Here is a 22,254-nt window from a genome sequence, read left to right on the forward strand (position 1 = left end):
GGTCCCCCCACTGCGGCCGGGGGTGCCCCCACCTCGCCCCGGCATGATGCCTGTGACCATCGGCTCCCTACTGGCAAGTAGTAACGGAGACCACAGGAATGTACCCGATGGCCAAGCACGTGTGAACCGCATCTGCACAATTAACCCTTCGCCAACAGCTGGCAAACGTTACCGCTCCGGTGAACTTTCCTTCCTGCTCCTAAAATCTCTTGCCCTAGAATGGATTTAGTCGATTTCTCCGACGCCGTAGCGAACCCGCAGTTCAGTCTTGAGCACCTTCCCGGCCGGGTTGCGCGGCAGCGCGTCGACGATCTCGAGCGCCTTGGGGTGCTTGTACCGCGCCAGCCGCTCGGTCAGAAACTCATCGAGGTCGTCGAGCCGTAAATTGTCGCCCGCGACAGCGGCGACCGCGATCGGCACCTCACCCCACTTGTCATGGGCACGGCCGATCACGGCGACCTCGACGATGCTGGGATGGCTGGCGAGGACGTTTTCCACCTCCGCGCAGTAGATGTTCTCGCCACCGGAGATGATCATGTCCTTCTTGCGGTCGACCACCCACACGTAGCCGTCGGAGTCCATGCGGACGAGGTCGCCGGAATGGAACCAGCCGCCGGCGAACGCCTCCGCCGTGGCCTCCGGGTTGTTCCAGTAGCCGCTCATCAAAGTCGGTGCGCGGTAAACGATTTCGCCGACCTCACCGATCGGTACATCGTTCATGTTTTCGTCGACGACGCGGGCGGCCACGGTGGGGATCACCTTGCCGACCGAGCCGCGTTTACGGATGGCGTCCTCGCCCAGCAACATGCACGTGACCGGCGACATCTCCGTCTGGCCGAACGCGGCCAGGATCTGGGTGCCGGGGAACCTCGCCGACATCTCCCGCAGCAGCGCATCGGGAGCCGGCGCGGCGCCCCACGAGATGACCCGCAACTTCAGGTCACGCGGGCGGGCCTGCTGTTCGGCGCAGACCGCCTGCCACTGGGCGGGCACCAGAAAGATGCCGGTGACCTTCTCCGCCGCGAGCACGTCGAGCAGCTGCCCGGGCTCGAACGCCCCGAGCGGGTAGATCACTGTCGGGATGCCGAGCAGCACCCCGGTCAGCAGATTGCCGATGCCGGCGATGTGGAAGAACGGCACACCGATGAACCCGACGTCGTTGTTGATGTCCGCGCCGTTGGTGTACAGCCCGGTCATCGTCTGGCCGGTCAGGTTGGTGTGGGTCAGCACCGCGCCCTTCGACCGGCCGGTGGTCCCCGAGGTGTACATGATCAGCGCGGGCGAGTCGTTCGGGATGTCGACGGGCTGGTGCTGTTGGCCGGGCTCGTTGATCAGGTCCTCGTAGCCGAGCACAGTGTCGTCGGTCGGGCCGCCGGCCACCACGATGGTGGCCAGCAGCGACTCGATGTCGCGGACTCCGGTGGCCACCGGCGCCAGCACGGGTTCGGTGATGATGACGCGGGCTTCGCAATCCCGGACCAGGAACGCGATTTCGGGCGGGGTGAGCCGGAAGTTCAGCGGGACCGCGATGGCGCCCAGCATGTTGACGGCCAGCACCGATTCGACGAACTCGGTGCGGTTGAGCATCAGGATCATGACCCGATCGCCGAAGCCGACGCCCCGGCGGCTCAGCGCGTCGGCCAGCGCCGCCACCCGGTCGCGCAGGCCGCCCCACGTCGTGGTTTTGCCCAGGAAGCGCAGCGCCGTCGCCTGCGGCTGCATCAGCGCGTGCCGCTCCAGCTGGTTCACCCAGTTCTGTCGCCGGGCGAGGTACGGCTGCTCGTTCGCCTGTGTCGGATGGTTCGCCAATTGCGCGGTCAAACTCAAACACTCCCCTTCACTCGCGCACCGCTTGCGCCAGGTTGATATTTGATAAAACTTGGTGTTGTGTGGGTCACACTATGGCGTTGACGGTCTACTGACAAGTCCCGGTTAACGCCCGTCAAAACTTAAACCCCGTCCCGCCAAGCCCACGAAAGCCCTGGCAGCCCCCGTGAACGCACCGATGTCAATGCAGCCGAGGAGTCGGCGGCCGCTACGCCGGGCGCAGTTGTCCGATGAGGTGGCCGGTCATCTGCGGGCGGCGATCATGTCCGGCAGCCTGCGGCCGGGGACGTTCATCCGGCTGGACGAGACCGCGGCCGAGCTCGGGGTCAGCGTCACCCCGGTGCGCGAGGCCCTGCTGAAGCTGCGCGGTGAGGGCATGGTGCAGCTCGAACCGCACCGCGGTCACGTCGTGCTGCCGCTGACCCGGCAGGACATCGAAGACATCTTCTGGCTGCAGGCATCGATCGCCCGCGAGCTGGCGGCCGCGGCCACCGACCACATCACCGACGCCGAGATCGACGAGTTGGACCGGATCAACGACTCGCTGGCCGCCGCCGTCGGATCCGGCGACGCGGAGACCATCGCGGGCATCGAGTTCGCGTTCCACCGCGTCTTCAACCAGGCCAGCGGCCGGATCAAGCTGGCATGGTTCCTGCTCAACGCCGCGCGCTACATGCCGGTGCTGGTCTACGCCGCCGACCCGCAATGGGGAGAGGCGGCGGTGGACAACCACCGCCAGCTGATCGCCGCGCTGCGCCGCCACGACACCGCCGCGGTGATCGAGCACACCGTGTGGCAGTTCACCGACGCGGCGACCCGGCTGACCGAGATGCGCGACCGCACCGGGATCTTCGAATAGCGGCGATCGCGAGCGCGGCGAAGCCGGGCGAAGCGGGTCGCCGCCATCAGGACTAGCTCGAGGCCAGCTGCTCGGCGCGCCGCTTGAGGCTTTCGGCCAGATGGTCGAGCACGTTGTTGAGGAGTTGCTTCACCATCGGCGCCGGGACCGGCATCGAGGTTTCGACGTCGAGGTCCACCGTCAGCAGGCTCGAGGCCCCCATCGACACCACGCTGAACAACTGCTCCTGCTTGGTGAACAGGTCACCCTGCTGCAGGACCGTCTGGATCTGGTTTTCGCCCGGGTAGTACACGGCCTGGATGAACATGCTCTGCATGCCTTGGTAATCGGTGTCGAGCCGCAGCTGGCTGGGGCGCCCGTCGTCATAGCGGGCAAGCACCCAGAGGCCCTTGATCTCCTCGTTCCACTGCGGGTAGGCCTCGAAGTCGCCGACGATCTTCATGATCAATGCGGCGTCGGCGTCCACCTCGACGGTCTTGCTCATGACTGGCATGCGCGAAGCATAGCCGGGCCTGCGGCGCGGCCATGCGGTGCCGTCGTGGCCCCGTTCGGTGACGAAAGCCCTGGTGCCAGGCCGTTATTGGTCGACTTATCGGTCGACGGCGGCGGTGGCCAGCAGCCCGCGGACGGCGTCGGGAATCGGGACGGACTTGCGGGTGACCCGGTCGATGTAGACGTGCACCCAGTGACCCAGCGCGGTGATGGGTTGCGCCGTGCTTTGCATGGGGTCGGTCCGGAACACGCCCAGCCGGTAGGTGACGCTGCTGCGACCCAGCCGCGTGACGGCCAAGCCCACGGTGAGGGCCTGCGGGAATTGCAGTTCGGAGAAGTAGCGGCAGCCCGATTCGGCGACGATGCCCAGCGCCGGCGTGGTGATCGGGTCCAGCCCGGTGCTGGTGTTGATCCAGGCGTTGATCGCCGTGTCGAACAGTTGGTAGTACACGGCGTTGTTGAGGTGGCCGAACATGTCGTTGTCGGCCCACCGGGTTCCGACCGGCCACAGCACCGGAAAGTCGTTGCTGGTCAGCCCGTCCGGTGCGGGCGGAACTACGGAAGCCGACGCCATGGTTGTATTCCAACATGCCTTCAATCCGGGGCGCGGTACTGGAGCACATCGGGTCACCTCGGCCCTTCGCGCAGTCGCGGCCGATCGCCGTCACCGAACTCGACCTGGCGCCCCCGGGGCGCGACGAAGTCCTGGTCCGGGTCGAGGCGGCCGGCGTCTGCCACTCCGACCTGTCGGTGGTCGACGGGAATCGGGTGCGGCCGACGCCGATGCTGCTCGGCCACGAGGCCGCCGGGATCGTCGAGCGGGTCGGTGAGGGCGTCGACGACCTGGCCGTGGGGCAGCGCGTGGTGCTGGTGTTCTTGCCGCGGTGCGGCCATTGCGCGGCGTGCGCGACCGACGGCCTGACACCGTGCGAACCGGGCAGCGCGGCGAACGGCGCGGGCACCTTGCTCGGCGGCGACATTCGGCTCAGCCGCGCCGGGCACCCGGTGTTTCACCACCTCGGCGTCTCGGGTTTCGCGACGCACGCGGTCGTCAATCGGGCCAGCGCGGTGGCGGTGCCGGGCGACGTGCCGCCCGACGTCGCCGCGCTGCTGGGCTGCGCGGTGCTCACCGGCGGTGGCGCGGTGCTCAACGTGGGACATCCGCGGCCCGGCCAGACCGTCGCCGTCGTCGGGCTCGGGGGTGTCGGGATGGCGGCGCTGCTCACCGCGCTGACCTATGACGACGTCCGTGTCATGGCCGTCGACCAGCTGCCGGAGAAGTTGGCGGCCGCCCGACGCCTGGGCGCCCATGACGCCTACACGCCGCAGCAGGCCGCCGACGCCGGGGTGAAGGCCGCGGTGGTGGTCGAGGCCGTCGGTCATCCGGCCGCGCTGGAGAGCTCGATCGGCTTGACCGCGCCCGGCGGGCGGACCATCACGGTGGGCCTGCCGCCGCCCGCCGCGCGAATCAGCGTGTCGCCGTTGGGTTTTGTGGCCGAGGGCCGGTCGTTGATCGGCAGCTACCTCGGCTCGGCGGTGCCCAGCCGGGACATTCCCCGTTTCGTCGAGCTGTGGCAGTCGGGCCGGTTGCCGGTGGAATCGCTGGTGTCGTCGACGATTTCGCTGGAGGGCATCAACGAGGCGATGGACAACCTGGCCGACGGCGTCGCCGTGCGGCAGTTGATCAGATTCGACGGTTAGACGTGGTGCAACGCGCCGGCCAGGACATGGCCCTGCAGGGCGAACAGTCGTTGCGAGCCCGCCCAATCCGGCAGCAGCGAGTCGAACCCATGACAGGCGCGCGCGAAGACGTGCAGCTCGGTCGAGACGCCGGCGCGCAATAGCCGCAGCGCGTAGTCGACCGCCTCGTCGCGAAACGGGTCGATCTCGGCGCACGTGATCAACGCCGATGGCAGTCCGGCGAATTCGTCGCGCCGGGCGGGCACCGCGGATTCGGGCGCACCGGCCGGGCCCTGGTAGTGCCGCCACATCAGATCGGCACCCTCGGCGTCGAACGCCGGGCTGGCGCGGAACTGCGCCTTCGACGGGGTGGGCCGGTCGTCGAGTACCGGTTGATGCAGCAGCTGGAACACCACCGGCGGTGCTGCCCCATCGGCGGCACGCTGCGCCAGGCCCGCGGCCAGGGCGGCGCCGGCGCTGCTGCCCGCGACCGCCAGCCGTGCCGGATCCACCTCGAGCGCAACCGCATTCGCGGCCACCCAGGCCAGCACCGCGCCGGCGTCCTCTAGCGCCGCGGGGTAGGGGTGTTCGGGGGCGAGCCGGTAGTCGACCGACACCACGGTGCACCGGCCGCGGCGCGCAAGCTCCACGCACTGCACGTGGTCGGTGTCGAGGTTACCCAGCGCAAAACCGCCGGCATGGCAGAACACCACGGCCGGCGCCGGGCCGGCGGGCCCACCGCGATAGATGCGCACCCCGACGGCACCGGATTCCGCCGGAACGCTGTCCTCGACGATCCGGACACCGTGCGCATCGGTTCGCTCGGCGGTCAGCCGGCGGCGTTCGTTGAACGGTTCCCGGGTGAGTTGGATTGCGGCAACGGAGAAATCGGTTCGCGTGGTCGCGACCTCACGCAGCGCCCGATCCAGGCGATCGGCGCCATCCAGCCCCGTCACCGCACGCCCTGCTCCGGCGCGCTGACCGTGTCGGGCACCCGGGCGACCGGCGCGGTGAACAGGAAGTCGGCTGGGGTGAATTTGCGCGTCATGTTCCAGAAGGCCCGCGCGCTGCGCGGCCACTGGGTGACCACGCGCCCATTGGGGGCGCGGAAGTAGTTGCTGCACTGGGTGGTCCACACCGTACCGACCATCCATCGATCGATCTTGGCGACGAAGTCGGCCAGCGCGGCGGGCCGCACCGCGACGTAGCGCTTGCCCTTGCGCCGCAGGTATTTCAGCGCCCGCACGATGTAGCGCGCCTGCGCCTCGAGGATGAAGATGACACTGTTGGAGCCGACATTGGTGTTGGGTCCGTACAGCATGAAGAAGTTCGGGAATCCCGGCACGGCCATGCCGAGGTAGGCGTGCGCGCCGTCTTGCCACACCTCCCGCAGGGTTATTCCCTGCTCGCCGGTCACGTCCAGCTCCGCGAGGTAGTCGGCCGCCGCGTAACCGGTGGCGCAGACCACCAGGTCCACCTCGTACGCGGTGCCGTCGTCGGTCACCAGCGATCGGCTGCGCAAGGCGCGCGCCGGGCTGGTCACCACCTCGACGTTGGGCTGGGTCAGCGCGGCCAGATAGTCCGAGGAGAACACCAGACGTTTGCAGCCCATCGGGTGCTGCGGGGTGAGCTTGCGGCGCAATTCCTCGTCGTCGACGGTCTTCTCGAGCAATCCGAGCGCGACGGCCTTGAATTGCTCGGTCTTTTGGCTGCCGTGCTCGATCACCGCGATGTTGGATTCGCTGCGCAGCCACAGCCGCGCCCGGTAGAGCTTTTTGGCGAACGGAAGGTGGGCGAACATCCAGCGTTCGCGCCGCGTGTAGTGCCGGTCCGGCTTGGGCAGGATCCAGGTCGGCGACCGTTGCACCGAATACACCCTCTCGGCAACCTTGGCCAGCTCGGGGATCAGCTGGGAGGCCGTCGAGCCGGTGCCCAGCACGGCGATCCGCTTGCCCTCCAGCGGTATCGAGTGGTCCCAGCGTGACGAGTGCATGACCGTTCCGGTGAACGGCTCCTCCTCGGTGAGGTCGGGCAGCAGCGGCCGGGTGAACAGCCCGACCGCCGACACGACGACGTTGAAGTGGTGCTGCTCGCCGGACGCGGTGGTCAGGCACCACAGCTGGCTGGCCGGATCCCATTGGGCCGCCGTGATTTCGGTGCGCAGCCGCAGGTGTGGCCGAAGGCCGTACTTGTCGGCACAGCGCTGAAAGTAGTCCAGGATCTCGGGTTGGCCCGACCACAGGCGCGACCAGTCAGCGTTCAGGTCGAACGAGTAGGAGTAGAGGTGTGATTTGACGTCGCACGCCAGGCCCGGATAGGTGTTGATTCGCCAGGTACCCCCGACCCCGTCCTCCCGGTCGAAGATGGTGAACCGGTCAAACCCGGCCCGTGACAGCATGATTCCCAGCGCCAGGCCACCCGGGCCGGCACCGATGATGCCGACGTTCATCGAATCTGCAGGCATTGGCCACCGTCGATGACGAGTTCGGAGCCGGTGATGAACGACGCCTCATCGGAGACCAAAAACGCCACGGCGTCGGCCACTTCACCGGGCTCGCCGATCCGCCCGAACGTCGACGCCTCGGCCAGCCGTGCCTGGGTCACCTCATCGAGCATCGATGTGGCGATCGGCCCGGGGAAGACGGCGTTGACCCGGATCCCGGCGGGCGCGAGTTCGGCGGCGACGGTCTGGGTCAGTCCGCGCAGCGCCCACTTGGACGCCCCGTAGGCGCTGTGCTGCGGGAAGGGGCGGATCGCACCGGTGCTGCAGATGTTGACGATGGACGCGCTCGGCGCCCTTCGTAGTTGTTCCAGCGCCGCCCGCATGCCCAGGAATGGCCCCAGACAGTTGACCCGCCAAGCAGTTTCGAAACCGTCGGTCGTCTCCTCGCCCAGCGGCGCCCGATGCAGTACGCCGGCACAGTTGACCAGTGTGCTCAGCGCCCCGAAGCGCGCGACGATCTCCGCGATCACGGAGTCCCACTGCTCCGGCGAGGTGACGTCGAGCTCGAGGGCGATCACGCCGTCGTCGCCCGCCTCGCCGACCGCGGCGCGAAGCTCGTCGATCCGCCGATCGCAGGCGGCCACCGAGAACCCCTTGCCGCGCAACCGTTTGGCGATGGCCAGGCCCTGTCCGCCGGCGGCGCCGGTCACCAGTGCGACGCGCTGGTTCATGCTGGACTCACCTCGGGACTGTTGGCCAAGCCGGCGCTGGTGACGAAGCGGCAGCGGCGCCGCGCAAAGCGCCACCGCCCGGCGGTGCGGGTCAGCTCGTCGTCGTAGATCGCGGGCCGCAGTTGCAGGTCGCCCGCGCGGACGAACAGCACCTGCGATCTGGCGGTGGCCCGCTCCCCCACGACCTCGATCCGCGCGCTGCCGTTCAGGTGCAGGCCGCGGGCCGCGGAGCGGAACATGCCCGCGATTGCGTCATGGCCGGCAAAAGTCTTGCCGTAGACCAGGAATTCGCCGTCGGGCGCGAACAGCTGCACGCACTCGTCGACGTCGCCGACGTCAAGCGCGAGGGCGTAACCGGCGAGCAGTTCGCGGATCGCGGCCTCGTCGCCCGTCATTGCGTCGCCTCACGCAGGTGCTCCGCCGCGCCGCGCCGCAGCGCCTGCGACTCCGCGGCCAGGGTGATCATGCCGAACCCCAACTGCGCCATGGCATGTCCCGTCTTGCCGTCCCCGGCGTGGATGCCGCTGATCAGGCCGGCGTCCGTCGCCGCGCGGTGGATGCGCACGATCGCCTCCAGCACATCGGGATGCCGGGTGGCGCCGACGACGCCGACGCCCAGCGAAATCGCGAGATCGGCCGGGCCGACATAGATTCCGGTGAGCCCGTCGACGGCGCAGATCTCGTGGATGCCGGCGAGCGCGGCCGCGGTCTCGATCATCGCGAATACGCCGACTCGCGACTCGTGGGCGGCGGCGTCGTGCCCCAGGCTGGCGCGCAGCGGGCCGAAGCTGCGCACGCCGCGCGGCGGGTAGCGGGTGGCGGCCACTGCCGCGGCGGCCTGGTCCGCCGACTCGATCATGGCAATGACGACGGCGTCGGCGCCGGCGTCCAGCACCCGACCGATCGGTCCCGCGTCGGCGTTGGGCAGGCGCACCACGGTGCCTACGGGCACGTGCTCGGTGCGGCGCAAGAGGTGGGCGATATCGGCGTCGTCGAGATAGCCGTGCTGCGCGTCGAAACCCACGTAATCGTAACCGGCGCGGGCGAATTCCTCGGGCCCCAGCGCCGTGGGGCCGGTGATCCAGCCGCCGAAGATCGGGGCCTTGCGGCTCAGCGCCCGCTGCAAGTTGCTCGGCGAAGTCACGGTCGACTCATTCGGCGATCGCGATCTTGATGCGTGTGGGGTCCGGCCGGCAGGCCAGCTCGAAGGCGTCCTGCACGGCGTCGATGCCGAACGTATGCGTGAGGTAGGCGCCCAGCAGCCAGGGGTGCTCGGCGGTGAACTTGCCGGCGAGCTCCAGCATCCGCCGACGGTCCAGCGTCACACCGGATTTCAGGGTCAGGTTGTTGCGCAGCATCACCCGCATGCTGATCGGATACATTTCGTCGTCGGCGACCCCGAAGTAGAACACGGTGCCGCCGGGGGCGGCGGCGTCGATGGCGTGGTTCAGGGTGGCGACCTGGTGGCCGACGGCCTCGATGACGACGTCCGCGCGGTCGCCGGGTGCGAGCTGGCTCACCCAGCGGTCGCTGGTGGCGCGCACCGGATCATCGACCCCGAATGCCCGTGCCAGATCGCGGCGATCGATCGGGTCGACTCCGGTGACGCGCCGGGCGCCCGCCGCCTTGGCGACGTAGGAGAACAACAGGCCGATCGATCCCTGGCCGATGATCGCGACGTGCCGGCCGGCCAGGTCACCGAGCTGCTCGCAGGCGTAGAGGACGCACGCCAGCGGTTGCAGCCCGACCGCCTGGGCGGGGGTCAGCGCCGGATCGTATGGCGCCAGCCCATCCCCGTTGCTGACGATGCGTTCCATCAGGCCGTCGAACCCGGACGCCCAGCCGACCACGTGGTCGCCGGGGCGGTGTGCGGGGTGCCGGCTGGCGATCACCTCACCGGCGACCTCGTGGACGGGGAAGCCGTCCTTGTCGGGTCCGCTGCGGCCGTCGTCACCGGGAATCCGTCCCCTGGCGCCGCGAAAGGCCGGCAGATCGCTGCCGCAGACACCCGCTGCCGAAAACCGCAGCAGCACCTGCCCATCGGCCAGACACTCGGGGGTCTTGTCGTCAATCGTGGTGCGCTCGAACAGGTACGGGGCGATGATCCGGTGGGACCACACGTCAGACCTCCACCGGGATGTTGTTCCAGCCCCACTGGAAGCTGGACGGCAGCCGCGTGGCGGCGTCGCCCTGGATCGCATAGTCCGGCACCCGGCGCAGCCATTCCTGCAGCAGCACAGCCACTTCCAGCCGCGCCAGGTGGTATCCGATGCAGAAGTGCTGGCCGCGGCCGAATGCCAGCGAGCGGCGGATGGGCCTGTCCCAGACGAATTCGTCGGGCTCGGGGTATTCCCGCTCGTCGCGGTTGGCCGAGGCGAGCAGGGTGATGACGCGCTGGCCCGGATTCAGGGTCTGGCCGTGGATCTCGAAGGGCTTGCGGACCGTTCGGGCGAACCACTGCGCCGGCGCGCAGAATCGGATCATCTCGTCGCGCGCGACGAGCACGTTGTTGTCCAGGTCGGCGCGCACGGCGGCGAGTTGGTCGGGCCGCCGGCTGAGCTCCCAGAGTCCGTGCGCGACGATTTTGGGCACCGTCTCGGTCCCCCCGATGAAGATGCACAGCATCTGGGTGGCGACTTCCATGTCGTCGAGCGCGCTGCCGTCGGGCAGGTGATAGCCGAGCAGGCCATCGACTACGTCGAGCGGTCCGCCGGATTGATCGGCGCGACGGCGCTGCACCGCGGGCAGCAGATATTCGAAGTAGTTGGGCCGCGCCTGGCCGGTGTCCACGCCTTCGCCGGGCTGCGCGAGACTTCCTGCGTTGACGGTCGCGAGGACCTGCGGCGCGAGATCGGTGGGTATACCGCACAATTCGCAGACGATGGCGGCCACCACGATGCCACCGTAGTCCTGGGTCAGGTCGAACGAACCGCCCGGGAGCAGCGCGTCGAGGCGTTCGTTGGCCAGCGTGCGGATCCGGCCCTCCAGGTCGGTGACCGATCGCGGCCGAAACGGCCGCGAGTGGGTGCGCCGGATCTCGCCGTACAGGTCCGCGTCGAACATGGCGTGGAACGGCAGCGGGTGCAGCGGCGGGTCGTCGACCGGACCGCTGTTGTGCTGCGCGAGAACCGATGCCGGCGGCAGTGTGCCTTCCGAGGCGACGAACGTGCCGTTGTTGACTTCCAGCACCGTCCAGATGTCCTCGAAGCGCGACAGCGCGAAGGTGTCCCACTGCGGCATGTAGTACACCGGGTGGTAGTCGCGCAGGATCCGGTAGTACGGCAGCGGGTTAGCCATCACCGCCGCGTCAAAGGGGTCGTAATGAAAGTCAGTAATGTTCAAAGTGTTTCGTCGCTCCGTCATTGCAGTGGCGATGGCGGGAGGGCCTGCAGAATGGAGTCCTCCCAGCCGTCGCGCAACGCGGGAGCCACGCTCATCCACGTGACGATCTCGGCCGGTGGGCTCTCCTTCCAGGAGGGATAGTGTTCGGCGAAGCAGTCCCAGCCGCCGTCCAGCGCCCAGTAGTGGATGACCTCGTTGTACCGGAAGGTCGTGGTGAACGAACCGAGCCAGCGCTTGCCGGTGCGTTCCGACCACGGAACGTACAGCCGTTCCAGTTCCCGGATGTAGTCGTCCTGACGCCCCGGCTTGGTCTGCATGATCTCTTGAATCACCAGCGGCGCAGTGAAATTCGCATCGCGAAGCTGGGCGAGCGTCTTGTTGCTGGGGCCGGGGTACATGATGCGGCCCTCCCCCGAGGCGCCGATGTCGGCCAGGAACGCCGACCATTTGCCGGATGCGGCCTCGTGGCTGCCGCCGCGGCCCTGCGCGGCGCCGATCCTGGCGTAATCGGCGAAGCCGTCGATCTCCCAGATGACGGTCACCTGTGGCCAGTGACCGTTGTACGGCGTGGATTCCCAGATCGCGAACAGCCGCGCGCCGAGTTGTTCCATCATCGGCTGATAAGTGTCGGTGAAGATTTCGGTGAAGCGGTCGCTTCGCCCGGATCCCAGCGAAATCGTCTCGTGCAAGTAGAGCAGTGTGTGGCCGAAGTATTTCTTCATGGGCTAGTCGAGCCGGACCAGCTCTGAGTCGACCCCCGAGCCCACGTCGCACAGCAGCGTCTCGGTGGCATCGACCGTCGCACCCGGAATGCCCGCCGCCGCAAGCGCATAGCCCTTGAACATCCGGGCCGCGCCGCTGAGCAGGTGCTGCGCCCGGGTCGTCGCACGGTTGACGCCCAGAGGCCATCCCTCACCCCACAACGCGACCTCGATCAGCCGGTTGTCCAGCGACTCGAGCACCGCGTCGCGCACCCGGGCGTCGGCGGTGAACGCCTCGGCGCTGACGGCCAGGCTGGTCGAGCCCGTCCCCAGCCCGGCGAGCTCCGGCTCGAGCTCGGCCGCCCGCACCCCCAGGATCCGCAGCGGCCGGGTGTCGCAGCCCCGCGGCAGCAGCACGGTCACTTCCCAGCCGGCCATGGCCCGGTCGTAGAGCCAGCCGCCGGCCGATTGCACGACATCGACGGCATTGGCCGCGACGACGTCGAGCCGGTAACGCAGACCCTCGCCGTTCGCGCGGGTTGCTTTCGCGGCGCCGGTCTTGCTGATGTCGAACGTCGGAGCGACCATCGATCCATTCCTCACCACCACCCGCCGCCGGTCGGCCGGCGGGTCTCAAGCGCTTGTCATGGGCTTTCTCAAGGGCTGCAGCCGCGTCACGCGTCGGGCGATGCGACTCACCGGACAGCGTGACACTTCTAGCGAAATTTGTAAAGGTCCCCGGCGTCTCGTCAGGACCCGCGGCGCGCCTCGAGGTCGGCCAGGACTTCCTCGGTGTGCTGCCCGAGTTCCGGTGCCGCAGAACGCGGTGCCCACGGCGTCCCATGGAAATCCGCGGGTGTGGCCACCATCGGCACGACGGCGTCACCGTCGGGGACGTCGACGATGCCGCCCGCGGCGTGGAACTGTTCGTCGGCGACGACGTCCTCGAGGGTGTTGATCGGTGACCAGAAGAAATCCGGTTCGCCGGCGAAGACCTGCGCCCACTCCTCGAGCGGCCGTGTCGCGAAGATCTCGTCCAGCGCGGCGATCAGCACGGTCGAGTTGACGGCGCGGGCGCGGGCGTCGGCGAACCGGGGGTCGTCGCGCCAGTCGGGCCGGCCCACCGCACGGCACAGCGCCGGCCAGTGCCGCTCAGGCTCCAGGCCGACGATCCAGAACCGCCGCCCGTCGGAGGCCGCGTAGTTGTTCATGCACGGGTTGCCCATCGTTTCGCGCTGGCCGATCGCGATCGGCTGCCCGCTCATCAGATAGGTGTTGAGGTCGAAGCTCACGGTGTAGGCGCCTTGCCGGTAGAGCGAGGTGGTCACCAGCTGGCCCGACCCGGTGCGTTCGCGCGCGAGCAGGGCCGCGCACACGGCCGCCGCCATCGTCATCCCGGCGGAGTGGTCGCCCATGCCGCCGCGCTGAAACGGTGGTGTGTCGCCGGGCCGGGTGAGCAGGTGGGCGACCCCGGCCCGGGACCAGAAGGCGGCGACATCGAAGGCGGCGCGGTCGGCGTCGGGCCCGTCTTCGCCGTATCCGGTGATGAGCCCGTAGACCAGCCGCGGGTTGGCGGCCGAGACCGTCTCGAAGTCCAGGCCGAGGCGGCGCAGCGCGCCGGGGCGCACATTGGTCAGGAAAACGTCTGCGCCGGCGAGCAATTCGAACGCGGTGCCGCGGCCCTCGTCGGTCCCCAGGTCCAGCACGACGCTGCGCTTGGACCGGTTGTCCATCTCGAACGGCGGGTTGAGGCCCAGATCGCAGCCGAGCATCCGGCCGAACATCCGCGCCGGATCACCGGTGGGCGGTTCGACCTTGATCACGTCGGCGCCCCAGTCCGCCAGGATGCCGCCGGCGGCCGGTCCGGCCACCCAGACCCCGAGTTCGACGACTTTGACGCCTGCTACCGGTCCCGCCATGGGTGATTTCCCACCTTCTGCCGTTCGAGCGTCCCGCCATCGTGACGCCGTGTGTCGAGTGTCACGCTAGCGTGGCGTCCAGCGGCGTTTGCGTGCGCCGGAGGGAGGAACGCATGACTCTGGTGGCCGGGCGTGGTCCGCTCAGCAGCGATCCCGCGGGGCGCTTCTCGCCCGCGATCCCCGACGACGTCGTCTACATCGAACCGCATCCCCGCCGCGTGCAGGCCGTCAAGGACGGCCGGGTGGTGATCGACACCGAACGGGCACTGATGGTGCACCGGCGCGGCCGCCCGCTGAGCTACGCCTTCGCGGCCGACGAGGTCGGCGACCTACCCAGCGAACCGGAGCCCGAGGCGCCGGGTTTCGTCCAGGTGCCCTGGGACGCGGTCGACACCTGGCTGGAAGAGGGGCGCAGGCTCGTACATTACCCGCCGAACCCCTACCACCGCGTCGATTGCCGGCCGACCCAACGCCGCCTGCGCGTCCGCGTCGGCGACACCACGCTGGTGGATACCGACGACACGGTGATCGTGTTCGAGACCGCGCTCGCCCCAAGGCTTTACGTCGATCCGGCGCACGTGCGCACCGATCTGTTGCAGCGCTCCGAGACGGAGAGTTACTGCAATTACAAGGGCTTCGCGACGTATTGGTCGTTCGTCTCGGGCGAGGATGTCGTCCCTGACGTCGCGTGGTGCTATCCCGGCCCGCCGCCGGAAAGCCTGCCCATCAGGGGATTCCTGAGCTTCGACGATACCCGCGTCGAGATGACGGCCGAGCTGCCGCTCAGCGACCGTAGCTAGGACGCCCCAGCCCCAGCTCGTGCTGGGCGATCATGTTGCGGAACACCTCCATGGTGCCGCCGTAGATGCCGGCGGGCACGCCGTGCCGGAAGATGAACTCGATGGCGCCGTCGTCCGCGGAACCCGTTGTGTCGGTGGGCAATGCCGATGCCGTGCCCAGCAGGTCCATGAATTCTTGGGACACGTCGCGCATGGTCTGGATGAGCGCCACCCGCCCGTACATTCCGGGCGTCGACATGGCCGCCTCGATGCGGGCCATGCTCCGCCCGAGCCGATATCTCGTGGCGTCGTCGTCGATCGGGCGCCGACCGGCCGCGTCGGGTGTGGCCAGGATCGCAGCGACCCCATCTGCCGCCTCGGCCATCAGGTGGCCGTGTTCCGACAGCATCGAAATGTTCTGCAGGCCATGGTCTTGCGCGTCGGTGATGCCGTGTTCGGCGTCGAGGGCGAACCGCATCACCGTCCAGCCGCCGTTGACCTCACCGATCCGATACAGGTCATCGACCCGCACGTCGCTGTAGTACACGATGTTGGTACGGTCACCGTCCACCGTGCGGATGCCCTGGATCTCGATGCCGTCGGAATCCAGCGGCACCAGAAACATGGTCAGGTTCTTGTGTTTACGCCCCTGCGGATCGGTGTTGGTCAGCAGGAAGACGTACTTGGCGTTCTGCGCGTTCGAGGTGAACATCTTGGAGCCGTTGATCACCCAGCACGACCCGTCCCGCACGGCCCTGGTTTTGCAGGTGGCGACGTCGGAGCCGCCTTCGGGCTCGGTGTAACCCAGGCAGAGCCGGATCTCGCCGGACAGCACGCCCGGCAGGATCGCGTCGGCGAGTTCGGCCTTCCCGAATTGCTTCACCAGCCGCGCGACGACCGCGGTGGTGCCCCAGTGGAACCACGGGGTGTGCGCGCGACCGATCTCGAGGTGGAAGATGCGCCGGCGCACCGGATCGAATCCCCCTTCGGACTCCTGGTGCCAGTCCGAAGTCAGGTAACCCTCTTTACCGAGCGCCAAATGCACGGGCTCACTGAAGTTTTCGCCGGTCTCGCGGTCGCGGCGACGTACTTCGTCCGTGACGTGTTCGGCCATGAAGGCCCGGGTCTCGTCGAGGAATTTCTGATCCTCGGGTGAAAGTTCGACGCGGGAGAAGTCCATGAAACGCCTTCGATCCGACTAGGCCGCGTCGACGACCAGGGTGCGGAACCGGTCGAGGGTCTCGAGCGCGTGCGTCATGCTGTCGCCGGGCAGGTGGATGCTGACCCACGTGACGCCCAGCTTCGCCAGCTTGTCCAGGCCCTCCAGGTAGGCGTCGGCGTTGAAGTCGTCGCTCGCGGGGCTGCCGCCCTCGAAGTTGGTGAAGGTGATGTCGATGGCCGACCAATCCCGCTGGGCCGCATCGCATCTGCGCCGCAGATCGTCGATGCCGGCGGTGAGTTTCTCCAGCGAGTCGATGACGGCCGTGCCGGCGGTTTGCGCCAGCTGCGGCGGCGCGGGGAATGGGCACCAGCCGTCGCCGTACTGGGCGACCCGCTGCCGCGATGACGACGTGTTGCCGCCGATCCAGATCGGCGGATGCGGATCGCTGACCGGTCGGGGATGCGCGGTGATGCCTCGCGCGCTGAAATGCTTGCCTTCAAAGGAGACATCGTCGCCGGTCCAGATGGCCCGGATCACCCGAAGGGATTCCTCGAACAGCTCGGCGCGCTCGTCGTAGCTGACGCCCAGCGCCGCGAACTCGCGCTTGAGGTAGCCCACGCCCACCGCGAGGGTGAAGCGGCCACCGGAGAGCAGGTCCAGCGTGGCGCCGGACTTGGCCACCACGAACGGGTTTCGGTATGGCAGCACCACGATGTTGGGGATCAACCGCAGCGTGGAGGTCGTAGCGGCCGCGAAACCCAAGGCGACGAAAGGGTCTAACGCGTCGTGCCCGCCGGCCTCCAGCCAGCGTTGCGAGGGCGCCGGGTGATCGGTGAAGCCGAAACCGTGGATCCCGGCCGCCTCGGCCGCGGCGGCCACCTTGCCGATGCCGTCCCCGCTCACCAGCTCCGGGTTGTACGGATGGCTGTGCATCGGGTGGGTGATGGTGAAGCGCATGGCCGTTAGAACCGCGCGCGAGAGTCGATCGCCGTGTCGCTGGTGCGCAGCGGGCGGATCAGCGCCTCCTGGGCGAACGAGGCGAGCAGCTCACCCTCTTCAGAGTGCACGGTGCCGCGCACGTACGACATGCCCGCGCCGACCTGGGTGCTCTCGTGTGTGTAGAGCAGCCACCCGGTCCAGTCCACCGGTTCGTGGAATGCGACGGAGATGCTCATCGGCGCGGTCGACACGGTCAGGTGCGCCTGGGCGGTGCCGATGCCCTCGTGCGCCCGCATCGTGGTGGAGATGCCCAGATGGCCGGTGAAGTATGCGAGCAGCGCCTTGGCCAACTCGTCGCGGGTCGGGATCGGGTCGTAGTGCAGCCACGCGTACAGCTCCGGCGGGCCGACCTCGTCGGGGCTGTTGACGTCGACGACGTCGACCAGGCGTAGTTCGCGGCCGACCATCGGCATCGGCGAGTGGTTGGCGTCCGCCGGGGCGGCCACGTCGGGGCGCGGCAGGTGGTGCCGGATCACGTCGTCGGTCGGGACGTCGGCCAGCACGGTGATGCTCAGGCAGCGCCGGCCGTTCTGGTGCACCGCGACCACCGCGGTGGCGGTGGACCGGCCTTCGGACACGACGTCGAGGACGAGTTCGATCGGCGGACCGACGACCACGGCACGGGAGAAGACGGCGTGCGCCGAGCGCACCGACTTGTCGGCGAACCGCTTCGCCACCGCGACGATCGCCTGCGCGAGCACCTGGGTGCCCTCCACCACCTGGCGTTCGTCGCCCACCGCGATGCCGGTCTCGCCGGTGAACCGGTCGTCCCCGTCGGCCTGCACGTCGAACAGATCCAGCAGGCCCTGCACGGTCCATTCGGTCTGCGCGGATTCCTCAGACGCCTTCGTCAACCCAGTCCACCTCTCGCGCTCGCGGCTCAGCGCTCAGCGTGACACTTTGAGTAGGATTTGTAAAGCTCGGCTAACAAGACGGCGGCCCCGCCGATCGACGGGACGGCGGAACGCACAGGGAGGCAACACCATTGGGCATCGTGACCACCACCTCAGAGACCGCCTTCACGCAGTCCGCGGAGACGGTGTACGACTTCGTGACCAACCCGCAGAACTGGACGAAGACCTACCCGGGCAGCGCGCACATCGGTAGATTGCCGGAACTCCCGCTGAAGGTCGGCGACACCTGGGAGGAAGCCGGTCCCGACGGCGACCGCGTGTTCAGCTGGCAGCTGGCCGCCGCGGTGCGCCCGACCCTGTTCGTGTTCACCTCGATCGGCCGGCTGGGCCACGACCGGGCGGGCGGTATGTTTCAAGGCGGCATGGAGGGCCGCATCACGGTCTCGTACCACTTCACCAGGCCCGGGCAGGACATCACGCTGTTCTCCCGGACCATGACGATCGAGGCGTACAAACACGCCCCGCTGCCCGATCAGCTCTTTCTCCAGGCGAACCCGGCCAAGATCGACGCCTACCACGAGGCCGTGGCACGGGAGCTCGCCCGATCGGCAGATTGACACCGGTACCCGCGGTGCATGACACTTTTTCGGTGTTTTGTAACGCGGACCGATTTGCCGAAGGCGGGGACGAATGATTCCCCAGCCGGTGGCCAACGGATTCTGCTTCGGCGAGGGCCCGCGCTGGTTCGAGGGCCTGCTGTGGTTCTCCGACATGCTGGGCGAGGCCGTCCACACGGCGACCATGGGTGGCTCGCTGACCACCCTGGCGCTGCCCGGGCATTCGCCGTCGGGTCTGGGCTTCCGGCCCGACGGGTCGCTGCTGATCGCCTCGACCGAGGACCGGCAGGTGCTGCGCTATGACGGCGAAACCGTGGTCACCATCGCCGATCTCGCGGACCTGGCTCCGGCCAGCCTCGGCGACATGGTCATCGACGACGCGGGCCGTGCCTACATCGGCTGCCAGGCGCTCAGCGGTGGGGTGATCCTTCGTCTAGACCCCGACGAGGGCGTCACCGTGGTGGCCGACGAGCTCGACTTCCCCAATGGCATGGCGATCACCCCGGATCGCAAAACGCTGATCGTCGCCGAATCGACGGGCCGGCGGCTAACCGCGTTTTCGATCGCCGACGACGGCGCACTGTCCGACCGCCGGGTTTTCGCCGACGGCCTGGACGGCCCGCCCGACGGCATCGCGCTGGACGCCGAGGGTGGGGTGTGGACGGCGATGACGCTGGCCCACCAGTTCGAGCGGATCGTGGCGGGCGGCACCGTGACCGACCGCATCGACATGGGCGACCGGGTCGCGGTCGCGTGCGCCCTCGGCGGCCCGCAGCGCCGGACCCTGTTTCTGTTGTCGAGCACGGAGGCCTATCCTCAGCGCCTGATCGGCACCCGGCTTTCCCGGCTGGACGCCGTCACGGTGACCACTCCCGGCGCCGGCCTGCCCTGACCCGAGAGGTTGACGATGACCGACGCCTATTACGAGCTGATCGACTCGGCCGGCGACGACGCCGGGTTGGGCGAGAAGTTCCGGGCGACCGATCTGGCGCGCGGCACCTGGTCTGCGGCCATCCAGCACGGGGGTCCGGTGTCGGCGCTGCTGGTCCGGGCGCTGGAGCGGTGCGAGCAGCGCGACGACACGCGTCTGTCCCGGGTCGTCATCGACCTGCTGGGCGGGGTACCGGCCGAGGGCGATCTGTGGGTGCGTGCCGAGGTGCAACGCCCGGGCAAGCAGATCGAGCTGCTCGGCGCCGAGATGCTGGCCCCCGGCCCCGACGGCACACCGCGCCCGGTGGCGCGCGCCACCGGGTGGCGGCTGCAGCACCAGGACACCGAGCCGATCGCGCACGCCGCGGCGCCACTGCCGCGGCCGCGCGCCGAGGCCTTCAACCGCAACCTCAAGGCGCGGGACTGGGACCGCAATTACGTGCACAGCCTTCAGTGGCTGTGGCTGACCGAGCCGCTCAGCGAGGGGCCCGGCGAATCCTGGATCAACCCGACCGTCGACCTGGTCAACGGCGAATCCATGACGCAGCTGGAACGGCTGTTCGCGGTGGCCGACTGCGCCAACGGCATCGGCAGCAAGCTCGACATCACCAAATGGACTTTCCTCAACACCGATCTGGCCGTACACGTATTTCGTGTTCCCGACGGCGACTGGATCGGGATTCGGGCGGAGACCAGCTACGGGCCGGACGGTATCGGGACCACCATCGGCACGTTGTTCGACGAGCAGGGCGCGGTCGGCGCCATCCAGCAGTCGGTGCTGGTGCGCCGGCGCCCGCCTCGGGCCTAACGTGGGAGCGAATGACCATGACACCTCGGCGACACTTCGTAAAGTTTGAATCATGAGCCAGCCGGCCCGGGCGACGACGATCGCCGACACCGACACCTCGACGCGCCAGCGCATCCTGGCGGCCACCGCCGAGGTGCTCGGCCGCAACGGCAAAACCAAGCTCAGCCTGTCCGACGTCGCCACCCAGGCGGGCGTCTCCCGCCCGACGCTGTACCGCTGGTTCGCCTCCAAAGAGGAGCTGCTGTCGGCCTTTTCGGCCTATGAGCGTCAGATCTTCGAAAGCGGTCTGGTGAAGGCCACCGCCGGCCTGAAGGGCGTGGACAAGCTCGACGCCGTGCTGCGGTTCATCGTGGAGTACCAGCATTCGTACTCCGGGGTGCGGATGGTCGACGTCGAGCCCGAGCACACCATCGCCCAGTTCTCCTGGGTCATCCCGCAGATGCGCGAGGGCTTGCAGCGCCACCTGCCCGGGCCTAACGCGGCGGTGAAGGCCGCGACGGTCATCCGGATTGCGATTTCGCACTACATCGTGCGCAGCGATGATGCCGAACAATTTCTGGCGCAGCTGCGCCACGCGGTGGGCATCAAGGGCAGCTAGTCGGATCCACTCCTCCTGCGAGCGTGCGGGTCTGCACGGCGACACGCCGGATGGGGCGTACAAGTGCGCACTCTCGTGCACGCAAAGCGCCGATCAGTCGAAGAGCACCGCGGCGTTGAGATAGCCGGACGGGTCCAGGGCGGCCTTGACCGTGCGCATCGCGGCGATGTCGGCGGCATCTCGTGACATTCCCAGGTAGGGCCGCTTGCGGCTGCCGACGCCGTGTTCGGAGCTGACGTTGCCGCCGGATCGCGCGATGAGGTCCATCATCGGCTCGTACAGCGCCCGCTCGCGGTCGGCCGGGCAGCGCAACACGTTCAGGTGCAGGTTGCCCTCGCCGATGTGACCGAACAGCACCGGCAGCGCGTCGGGGGCGTGCGTGTGCACCAAATCGACGGCGTGCCTTTCAAATTCGCTGATCGCCGACAGCGGCAGCGAGACATCGAATTTCAGCGGGGGCCCATACACGCCGAGCACTTCGGCCAGCGATTCGCGGACCTGCCACAACCGTTGCTGCGCAACAAGATCCACGCCGACCGCGGGATCGGCGCGCATCGGCACGTCGTCGAGCAGCCCGGCGAGCCGCTCGGTCTGGTCGTGATCGGCGGCCAACTCCACCAGCAGCAGCCACTCGCCGGCGACCGGGGCTCCGACGCCGCGGTGCTCGCCGGTCAGCGCGGCGGCCCGGCCGTCGATCAATTCCAGGGCCGCGATGCCGTCCACGTCGCGGAAGGTGCGCCCGGCGGCCACCAGCGCGTCGAGGTCGGCGAACCCGCAGATCGCCGTCACCCGATGCGTCGGGGTGGCGTGCAGCCGCAGGTCGAGCTCGGTGATGACGCCCAGCGTGCCCTCGGCGCCGACGAACAGCGCCGGCAGGTCGTAACCGGTGTTGTCGCGGCGCACCCGGCTGTGCCGGCGCAACAGCGTGCCGTCGGGCAGCGCCACCTGGACGCCGACCACCTGCTCGCCCATGTTGCCGTAGCGCACGGTGCGCAGGCCGCCGGCGTTCGTCGACGCCATCCCGCCGACGGTCGCGGTGTCGCGGGCCGCCAGGTCCACGCCGAACACCAAACCTGCTGCGCCCGCGGCCCGTTGCACCGCGGCCAAGGTGGCTCCGGCGCCGGCCTCGATGCGTCGTTCGACGGTGTCGACCTCGCCGACGGCGTGCAGCCGCTCGGTGGACAACAACACGTCGTCGTGCTCGGGAACGGTGCCGGCCACCAGTGAGGTCCGGCCGCCCTGCACCGTCACATGCGCCCCGGCGTCCCGGCACACCCGCAGCACCTCGGCGACCTGCTCGGCCGTGCCCGGTCGCACCAGCGCGCTCGCCGTGCCCCGGTACCGGCCGGTGTGGTCGACGCTGCGCGCCGCTAGCACATCAGGATCGGTGACGACATGGTTCGATCCGACGAGACCCGCCAGAGTGCGCAGCATCTACACCATCCCCTACGTCGAACGTGCACTGACGGCGGAAAATAAACCCGATTGTCGCAGTGAGTGCACGCTCGGCGTC

Annotated in this window: 24 protein-coding genes; 7 read left to right on the forward strand and 17 right to left on the reverse strand. The window is 68.6% G+C overall.

The window, feature by feature from the left end; genetic code table 11:
* Nucleotides 1-225: 225 nt before the first annotated feature.
* Entirely contained in the window at nt 226-1,821 is a 1,596-nt protein-coding gene (gene fadD5 / locus ACYQ8K_RS12495) for a fatty-acid--CoA ligase FadD5 (RefSeq protein WP_459969491.1), read from the reverse strand.
* Nucleotides 1,822-2,005: 184 nt separating this feature from the next.
* On the opposite strand from fadD5, the gene ACYQ8K_RS12500 reads away from it, so the two are divergent.
* A complete protein-coding gene (locus ACYQ8K_RS12500; protein ID WP_459969332.1) occupies nt 2,006-2,686 on the forward strand; it encodes a GntR family transcriptional regulator in 681 nt (226 codons plus the stop codon).
* A 52-nt stretch (nt 2,687-2,738) separates the two neighbouring features.
* Here ACYQ8K_RS12500 and ACYQ8K_RS12505 read toward each other — a convergent pair whose 3' ends face one another.
* Both ACYQ8K_RS12505 and ACYQ8K_RS12510 read right to left on the reverse strand, forming a co-directional pair.
* Nucleotides 2,739-3,179 carry an SRPBCC family protein gene (locus ACYQ8K_RS12505; RefSeq protein WP_064884258.1) on the reverse strand — a complete coding sequence of 147 codons (441 nt, stop codon included), beginning with the start codon at nt 3,177-3,179 and terminating at the stop codon, nt 2,739-2,741.
* Nucleotides 3,180-3,275: 96 nt separating this feature from the next.
* Entirely contained in the window at nt 3,276-3,752 is a 477-nt protein-coding gene (locus ACYQ8K_RS12510; protein WP_459969334.1) for an acyl-CoA thioesterase, read from the reverse strand.
* A gap of 14 nt (nt 3,753-3,766) precedes the next feature.
* Here ACYQ8K_RS12510 and ACYQ8K_RS12515 point away from each other — a divergent pair, with 14 nt between their 5' ends.
* Nucleotides 3,767-4,879, forward strand: a complete 1,113-nt coding sequence (locus ACYQ8K_RS12515; protein ID WP_459969335.1) for an alcohol dehydrogenase catalytic domain-containing protein — start codon at nt 3,767-3,769, stop codon at nt 4,877-4,879.
* Here the strand turns inward: ACYQ8K_RS12515 and ACYQ8K_RS12520 are convergent.
* The 10 genes from ACYQ8K_RS12520 to ACYQ8K_RS12565 all read right to left on the reverse strand — a co-directional run bounded on the left by ACYQ8K_RS12520 (nt 4,876) and on the right by ACYQ8K_RS12565 (nt 13,994).
* Nucleotides 4,876-5,814, reverse strand: coding sequence for an alpha/beta hydrolase (locus tag ACYQ8K_RS12520; RefSeq protein WP_459969336.1), 939 nt, complete (start codon nt 5,812-5,814; stop codon nt 4,876-4,878). The genes ACYQ8K_RS12515 and ACYQ8K_RS12520 overlap by 4 nt on opposite strands.
* Nucleotides 5,811-7,322, reverse strand: coding sequence for a flavin-containing monooxygenase (locus ACYQ8K_RS12525; protein WP_459969338.1), 1,512 nt, complete (start codon nt 7,320-7,322; stop codon nt 5,811-5,813). The genes ACYQ8K_RS12520 and ACYQ8K_RS12525 overlap by 4 nt, the downstream gene beginning before the upstream one ends.
* Nucleotides 7,304-8,032: an SDR family NAD(P)-dependent oxidoreductase gene (locus ACYQ8K_RS12530; protein WP_459969339.1), complete on the reverse strand. Its 729-nt coding sequence runs from the start codon at nt 8,030-8,032 to the stop codon at nt 7,304-7,306. Before ACYQ8K_RS12530 ends, ACYQ8K_RS12525 begins: the two co-directional genes overlap by 19 nt.
* Nucleotides 8,029-8,427 carry a nuclear transport factor 2 family protein gene (locus ACYQ8K_RS12535; RefSeq protein ID WP_459969341.1) on the reverse strand — a complete coding sequence of 133 codons (399 nt, stop codon included), beginning with the start codon at nt 8,425-8,427 and terminating at the stop codon, nt 8,029-8,031. The genes ACYQ8K_RS12530 and ACYQ8K_RS12535 overlap by 4 nt, the downstream gene beginning before the upstream one ends.
* Nucleotides 8,424-9,176 carry an HpcH/HpaI aldolase family protein gene (locus ACYQ8K_RS12540; protein ID WP_459969343.1) on the reverse strand — a complete coding sequence of 251 codons (753 nt, stop codon included), beginning with the start codon at nt 9,174-9,176 and terminating at the stop codon, nt 8,424-8,426. The genes ACYQ8K_RS12535 and ACYQ8K_RS12540 overlap by 4 nt, the downstream gene beginning before the upstream one ends.
* Nucleotides 9,177-9,183: 7 nt before the next feature.
* Nucleotides 9,184-10,152: a zinc-binding dehydrogenase gene (locus tag ACYQ8K_RS12545; protein ID WP_459969345.1), complete on the reverse strand. Its 969-nt coding sequence runs from the start codon at nt 10,150-10,152 to the stop codon at nt 9,184-9,186.
* Between the two features lies 1 nt (nt 10,153).
* Nucleotides 10,154-11,329 (reverse strand): cytochrome P450, encoded by a 1,176-nt coding sequence (locus ACYQ8K_RS12550; RefSeq protein ID WP_459969493.1) that lies wholly within the window; start codon nt 11,327-11,329, stop codon nt 10,154-10,156.
* 62 nt (nt 11,330-11,391) lie between these two features.
* Complete coding sequence (locus tag ACYQ8K_RS12555) at nt 11,392-12,096, reverse strand: NIPSNAP family protein (RefSeq protein WP_459969346.1); 705 nt, start codon at nt 12,094-12,096, stop codon at nt 11,392-11,394.
* Nucleotides 12,097-12,099: 3 nt separating this feature from the next.
* A complete protein-coding gene (locus tag ACYQ8K_RS12560) occupies nt 12,100-12,663 on the reverse strand; it encodes a hypothetical protein (RefSeq protein ID WP_459969348.1) in 564 nt (187 codons plus the stop codon).
* Nucleotides 12,664-12,824: 161 nt separating this feature from the next.
* Nucleotides 12,825-13,994 carry a CaiB/BaiF CoA transferase family protein gene (locus ACYQ8K_RS12565; protein WP_459969349.1) on the reverse strand — a complete coding sequence of 390 codons (1,170 nt, stop codon included), beginning with the start codon at nt 13,992-13,994 and terminating at the stop codon, nt 12,825-12,827.
* Between the two features lie 113 nt (nt 13,995-14,107).
* Between ACYQ8K_RS12565 and ACYQ8K_RS12570 the strand changes: the two genes are divergently transcribed.
* Nucleotides 14,108-14,794, forward strand: coding sequence for a DUF427 domain-containing protein (locus ACYQ8K_RS12570; protein WP_459969351.1), 687 nt, complete (start codon nt 14,108-14,110; stop codon nt 14,792-14,794).
* Here the strand turns inward: ACYQ8K_RS12570 and ACYQ8K_RS12575 are convergent.
* The 3 genes from ACYQ8K_RS12575 to ACYQ8K_RS12585 are packed head-to-tail and all read right to left on the reverse strand — an operon-like array spanning nt 14,778 to nt 17,788.
* On the reverse strand, nt 14,778-15,953 hold the full coding sequence (locus ACYQ8K_RS12575) for an acyl-CoA dehydrogenase family protein (protein WP_459969353.1): 1,176 nt from the start codon (nt 15,951-15,953) through the stop codon (nt 14,778-14,780). The genes ACYQ8K_RS12570 and ACYQ8K_RS12575 overlap by 17 nt on opposite strands.
* Before the next feature lie 18 nt (nt 15,954-15,971).
* Nucleotides 15,972-16,892: an LLM class F420-dependent oxidoreductase gene (locus ACYQ8K_RS12580; RefSeq protein WP_459969354.1), complete on the reverse strand. Its 921-nt coding sequence runs from the start codon at nt 16,890-16,892 to the stop codon at nt 15,972-15,974.
* A gap of 5 nt (nt 16,893-16,897) precedes the next feature.
* Nucleotides 16,898-17,788, reverse strand: a complete 891-nt coding sequence (locus tag ACYQ8K_RS12585) for an acyl-CoA thioesterase (protein WP_459969356.1) — start codon at nt 17,786-17,788, stop codon at nt 16,898-16,900.
* 131 nt (nt 17,789-17,919) lie between these two features.
* On the opposite strand from ACYQ8K_RS12585, the gene ACYQ8K_RS12590 reads away from it, so the two are divergent.
* From ACYQ8K_RS12590 to ACYQ8K_RS12605, 4 genes are all read left to right on the forward strand, one after another.
* A complete protein-coding gene (locus tag ACYQ8K_RS12590; protein WP_459969357.1) occupies nt 17,920-18,405 on the forward strand; it encodes an SRPBCC family protein in 486 nt (161 codons plus the stop codon).
* 73 nt (nt 18,406-18,478) lie between these two features.
* Nucleotides 18,479-19,297 (forward strand): SMP-30/gluconolactonase/LRE family protein, encoded by an 819-nt coding sequence (locus ACYQ8K_RS12595; protein ID WP_459969359.1) that lies wholly within the window; start codon nt 18,479-18,481, stop codon nt 19,295-19,297.
* A 15-nt stretch (nt 19,298-19,312) separates the two neighbouring features.
* Nucleotides 19,313-20,143: a thioesterase family protein gene (locus tag ACYQ8K_RS12600; protein ID WP_459969360.1), complete on the forward strand. Its 831-nt coding sequence runs from the start codon at nt 19,313-19,315 to the stop codon at nt 20,141-20,143.
* Nucleotides 20,144-20,195: 52 nt separating this feature from the next.
* Nucleotides 20,196-20,741, forward strand: a complete 546-nt coding sequence (locus ACYQ8K_RS12605; protein WP_065056844.1) for a TetR/AcrR family transcriptional regulator — start codon at nt 20,196-20,198, stop codon at nt 20,739-20,741.
* 93 nt (nt 20,742-20,834) lie between these two features.
* On the opposite strand, the gene ACYQ8K_RS12610 is transcribed toward ACYQ8K_RS12605, so the two are convergent.
* Nucleotides 20,835-22,175 carry an FAD-binding oxidoreductase gene (locus ACYQ8K_RS12610; protein WP_459969362.1) on the reverse strand — a complete coding sequence of 447 codons (1,341 nt, stop codon included), beginning with the start codon at nt 22,173-22,175 and terminating at the stop codon, nt 20,835-20,837.
* Nucleotides 22,176-22,254: the final 79 nt, after the last annotated feature.

The organism is Mycobacterium sp. MUNTM1, assembly GCF_054660795.1.

What these genes read in the sequence shown, in the direction of transcription:
- ACYQ8K_RS12500 (WP_459969332.1), top strand. Translation starts at nt 2,006, where the DNA reads ATGTCAATGCAGCCGAGGAGTCGGCGGCCGCTACGCCGGGCGCAGTTG.
- ACYQ8K_RS12505 (WP_064884258.1), bottom strand. Translation starts at nt 3,179, where the DNA reads ATGCCAGTCATGAGCAAGACCGTCGAGGTGGACGCCGACGCCGCATTG.
- ACYQ8K_RS12510 (WP_459969334.1), bottom strand. Translation starts at nt 3,752, where the DNA reads ATGGCGTCGGCTTCCGTAGTTCCGCCCGCACCGGACGGGCTGACCAGC.
- ACYQ8K_RS12515 (WP_459969335.1), top strand. Translation starts at nt 3,767, where the DNA reads ATGCCTTCAATCCGGGGCGCGGTACTGGAGCACATCGGGTCACCTCGG.
- ACYQ8K_RS12525 (WP_459969338.1), bottom strand. Translation starts at nt 7,322, where the DNA reads ATGCCTGCAGATTCGATGAACGTCGGCATCATCGGTGCCGGCCCGGGT.
- ACYQ8K_RS12530 (WP_459969339.1), bottom strand. Translation starts at nt 8,032, where the DNA reads ATGAACCAGCGCGTCGCACTGGTGACCGGCGCCGCCGGCGGACAGGGC.
- ACYQ8K_RS12535 (WP_459969341.1), bottom strand. Translation starts at nt 8,427, where the DNA reads ATGACGGGCGACGAGGCCGCGATCCGCGAACTGCTCGCCGGTTACGCC.
- ACYQ8K_RS12550 (WP_459969493.1), bottom strand. Translation starts at nt 11,329, where the DNA reads ATGGCTAACCCGCTGCCGTACTACCGGATCCTGCGCGACTACCACCCG.
- ACYQ8K_RS12555 (WP_459969346.1), bottom strand. Translation starts at nt 12,096, where the DNA reads ATGAAGAAATACTTCGGCCACACACTGCTCTACTTGCACGAGACGATT.
- ACYQ8K_RS12560 (WP_459969348.1), bottom strand. Translation starts at nt 12,663, where the DNA reads ATGGTCGCTCCGACGTTCGACATCAGCAAGACCGGCGCCGCGAAAGCA.
- ACYQ8K_RS12565 (WP_459969349.1), bottom strand. Translation starts at nt 13,994, where the DNA reads ATGGCGGGACCGGTAGCAGGCGTCAAAGTCGTCGAACTCGGGGTCTGG.
- ACYQ8K_RS12570 (WP_459969351.1), top strand. Translation starts at nt 14,108, where the DNA reads ATGACTCTGGTGGCCGGGCGTGGTCCGCTCAGCAGCGATCCCGCGGGG.
- ACYQ8K_RS12575 (WP_459969353.1), bottom strand. Translation starts at nt 15,953, where the DNA reads ATGGACTTCTCCCGCGTCGAACTTTCACCCGAGGATCAGAAATTCCTC.
- ACYQ8K_RS12580 (WP_459969354.1), bottom strand. Translation starts at nt 16,892, where the DNA reads ATGCGCTTCACCATCACCCACCCGATGCACAGCCATCCGTACAACCCG.
- ACYQ8K_RS12595 (WP_459969359.1), top strand. Translation starts at nt 18,479, where the DNA reads ATGATTCCCCAGCCGGTGGCCAACGGATTCTGCTTCGGCGAGGGCCCG.
- ACYQ8K_RS12600 (WP_459969360.1), top strand. Translation starts at nt 19,313, where the DNA reads ATGACCGACGCCTATTACGAGCTGATCGACTCGGCCGGCGACGACGCC.
- ACYQ8K_RS12605 (WP_065056844.1), top strand. Translation starts at nt 20,196, where the DNA reads ATGAGCCAGCCGGCCCGGGCGACGACGATCGCCGACACCGACACCTCG.
- ACYQ8K_RS12610 (WP_459969362.1), bottom strand. Translation starts at nt 22,175, where the DNA reads ATGCTGCGCACTCTGGCGGGTCTCGTCGGATCGAACCATGTCGTCACC.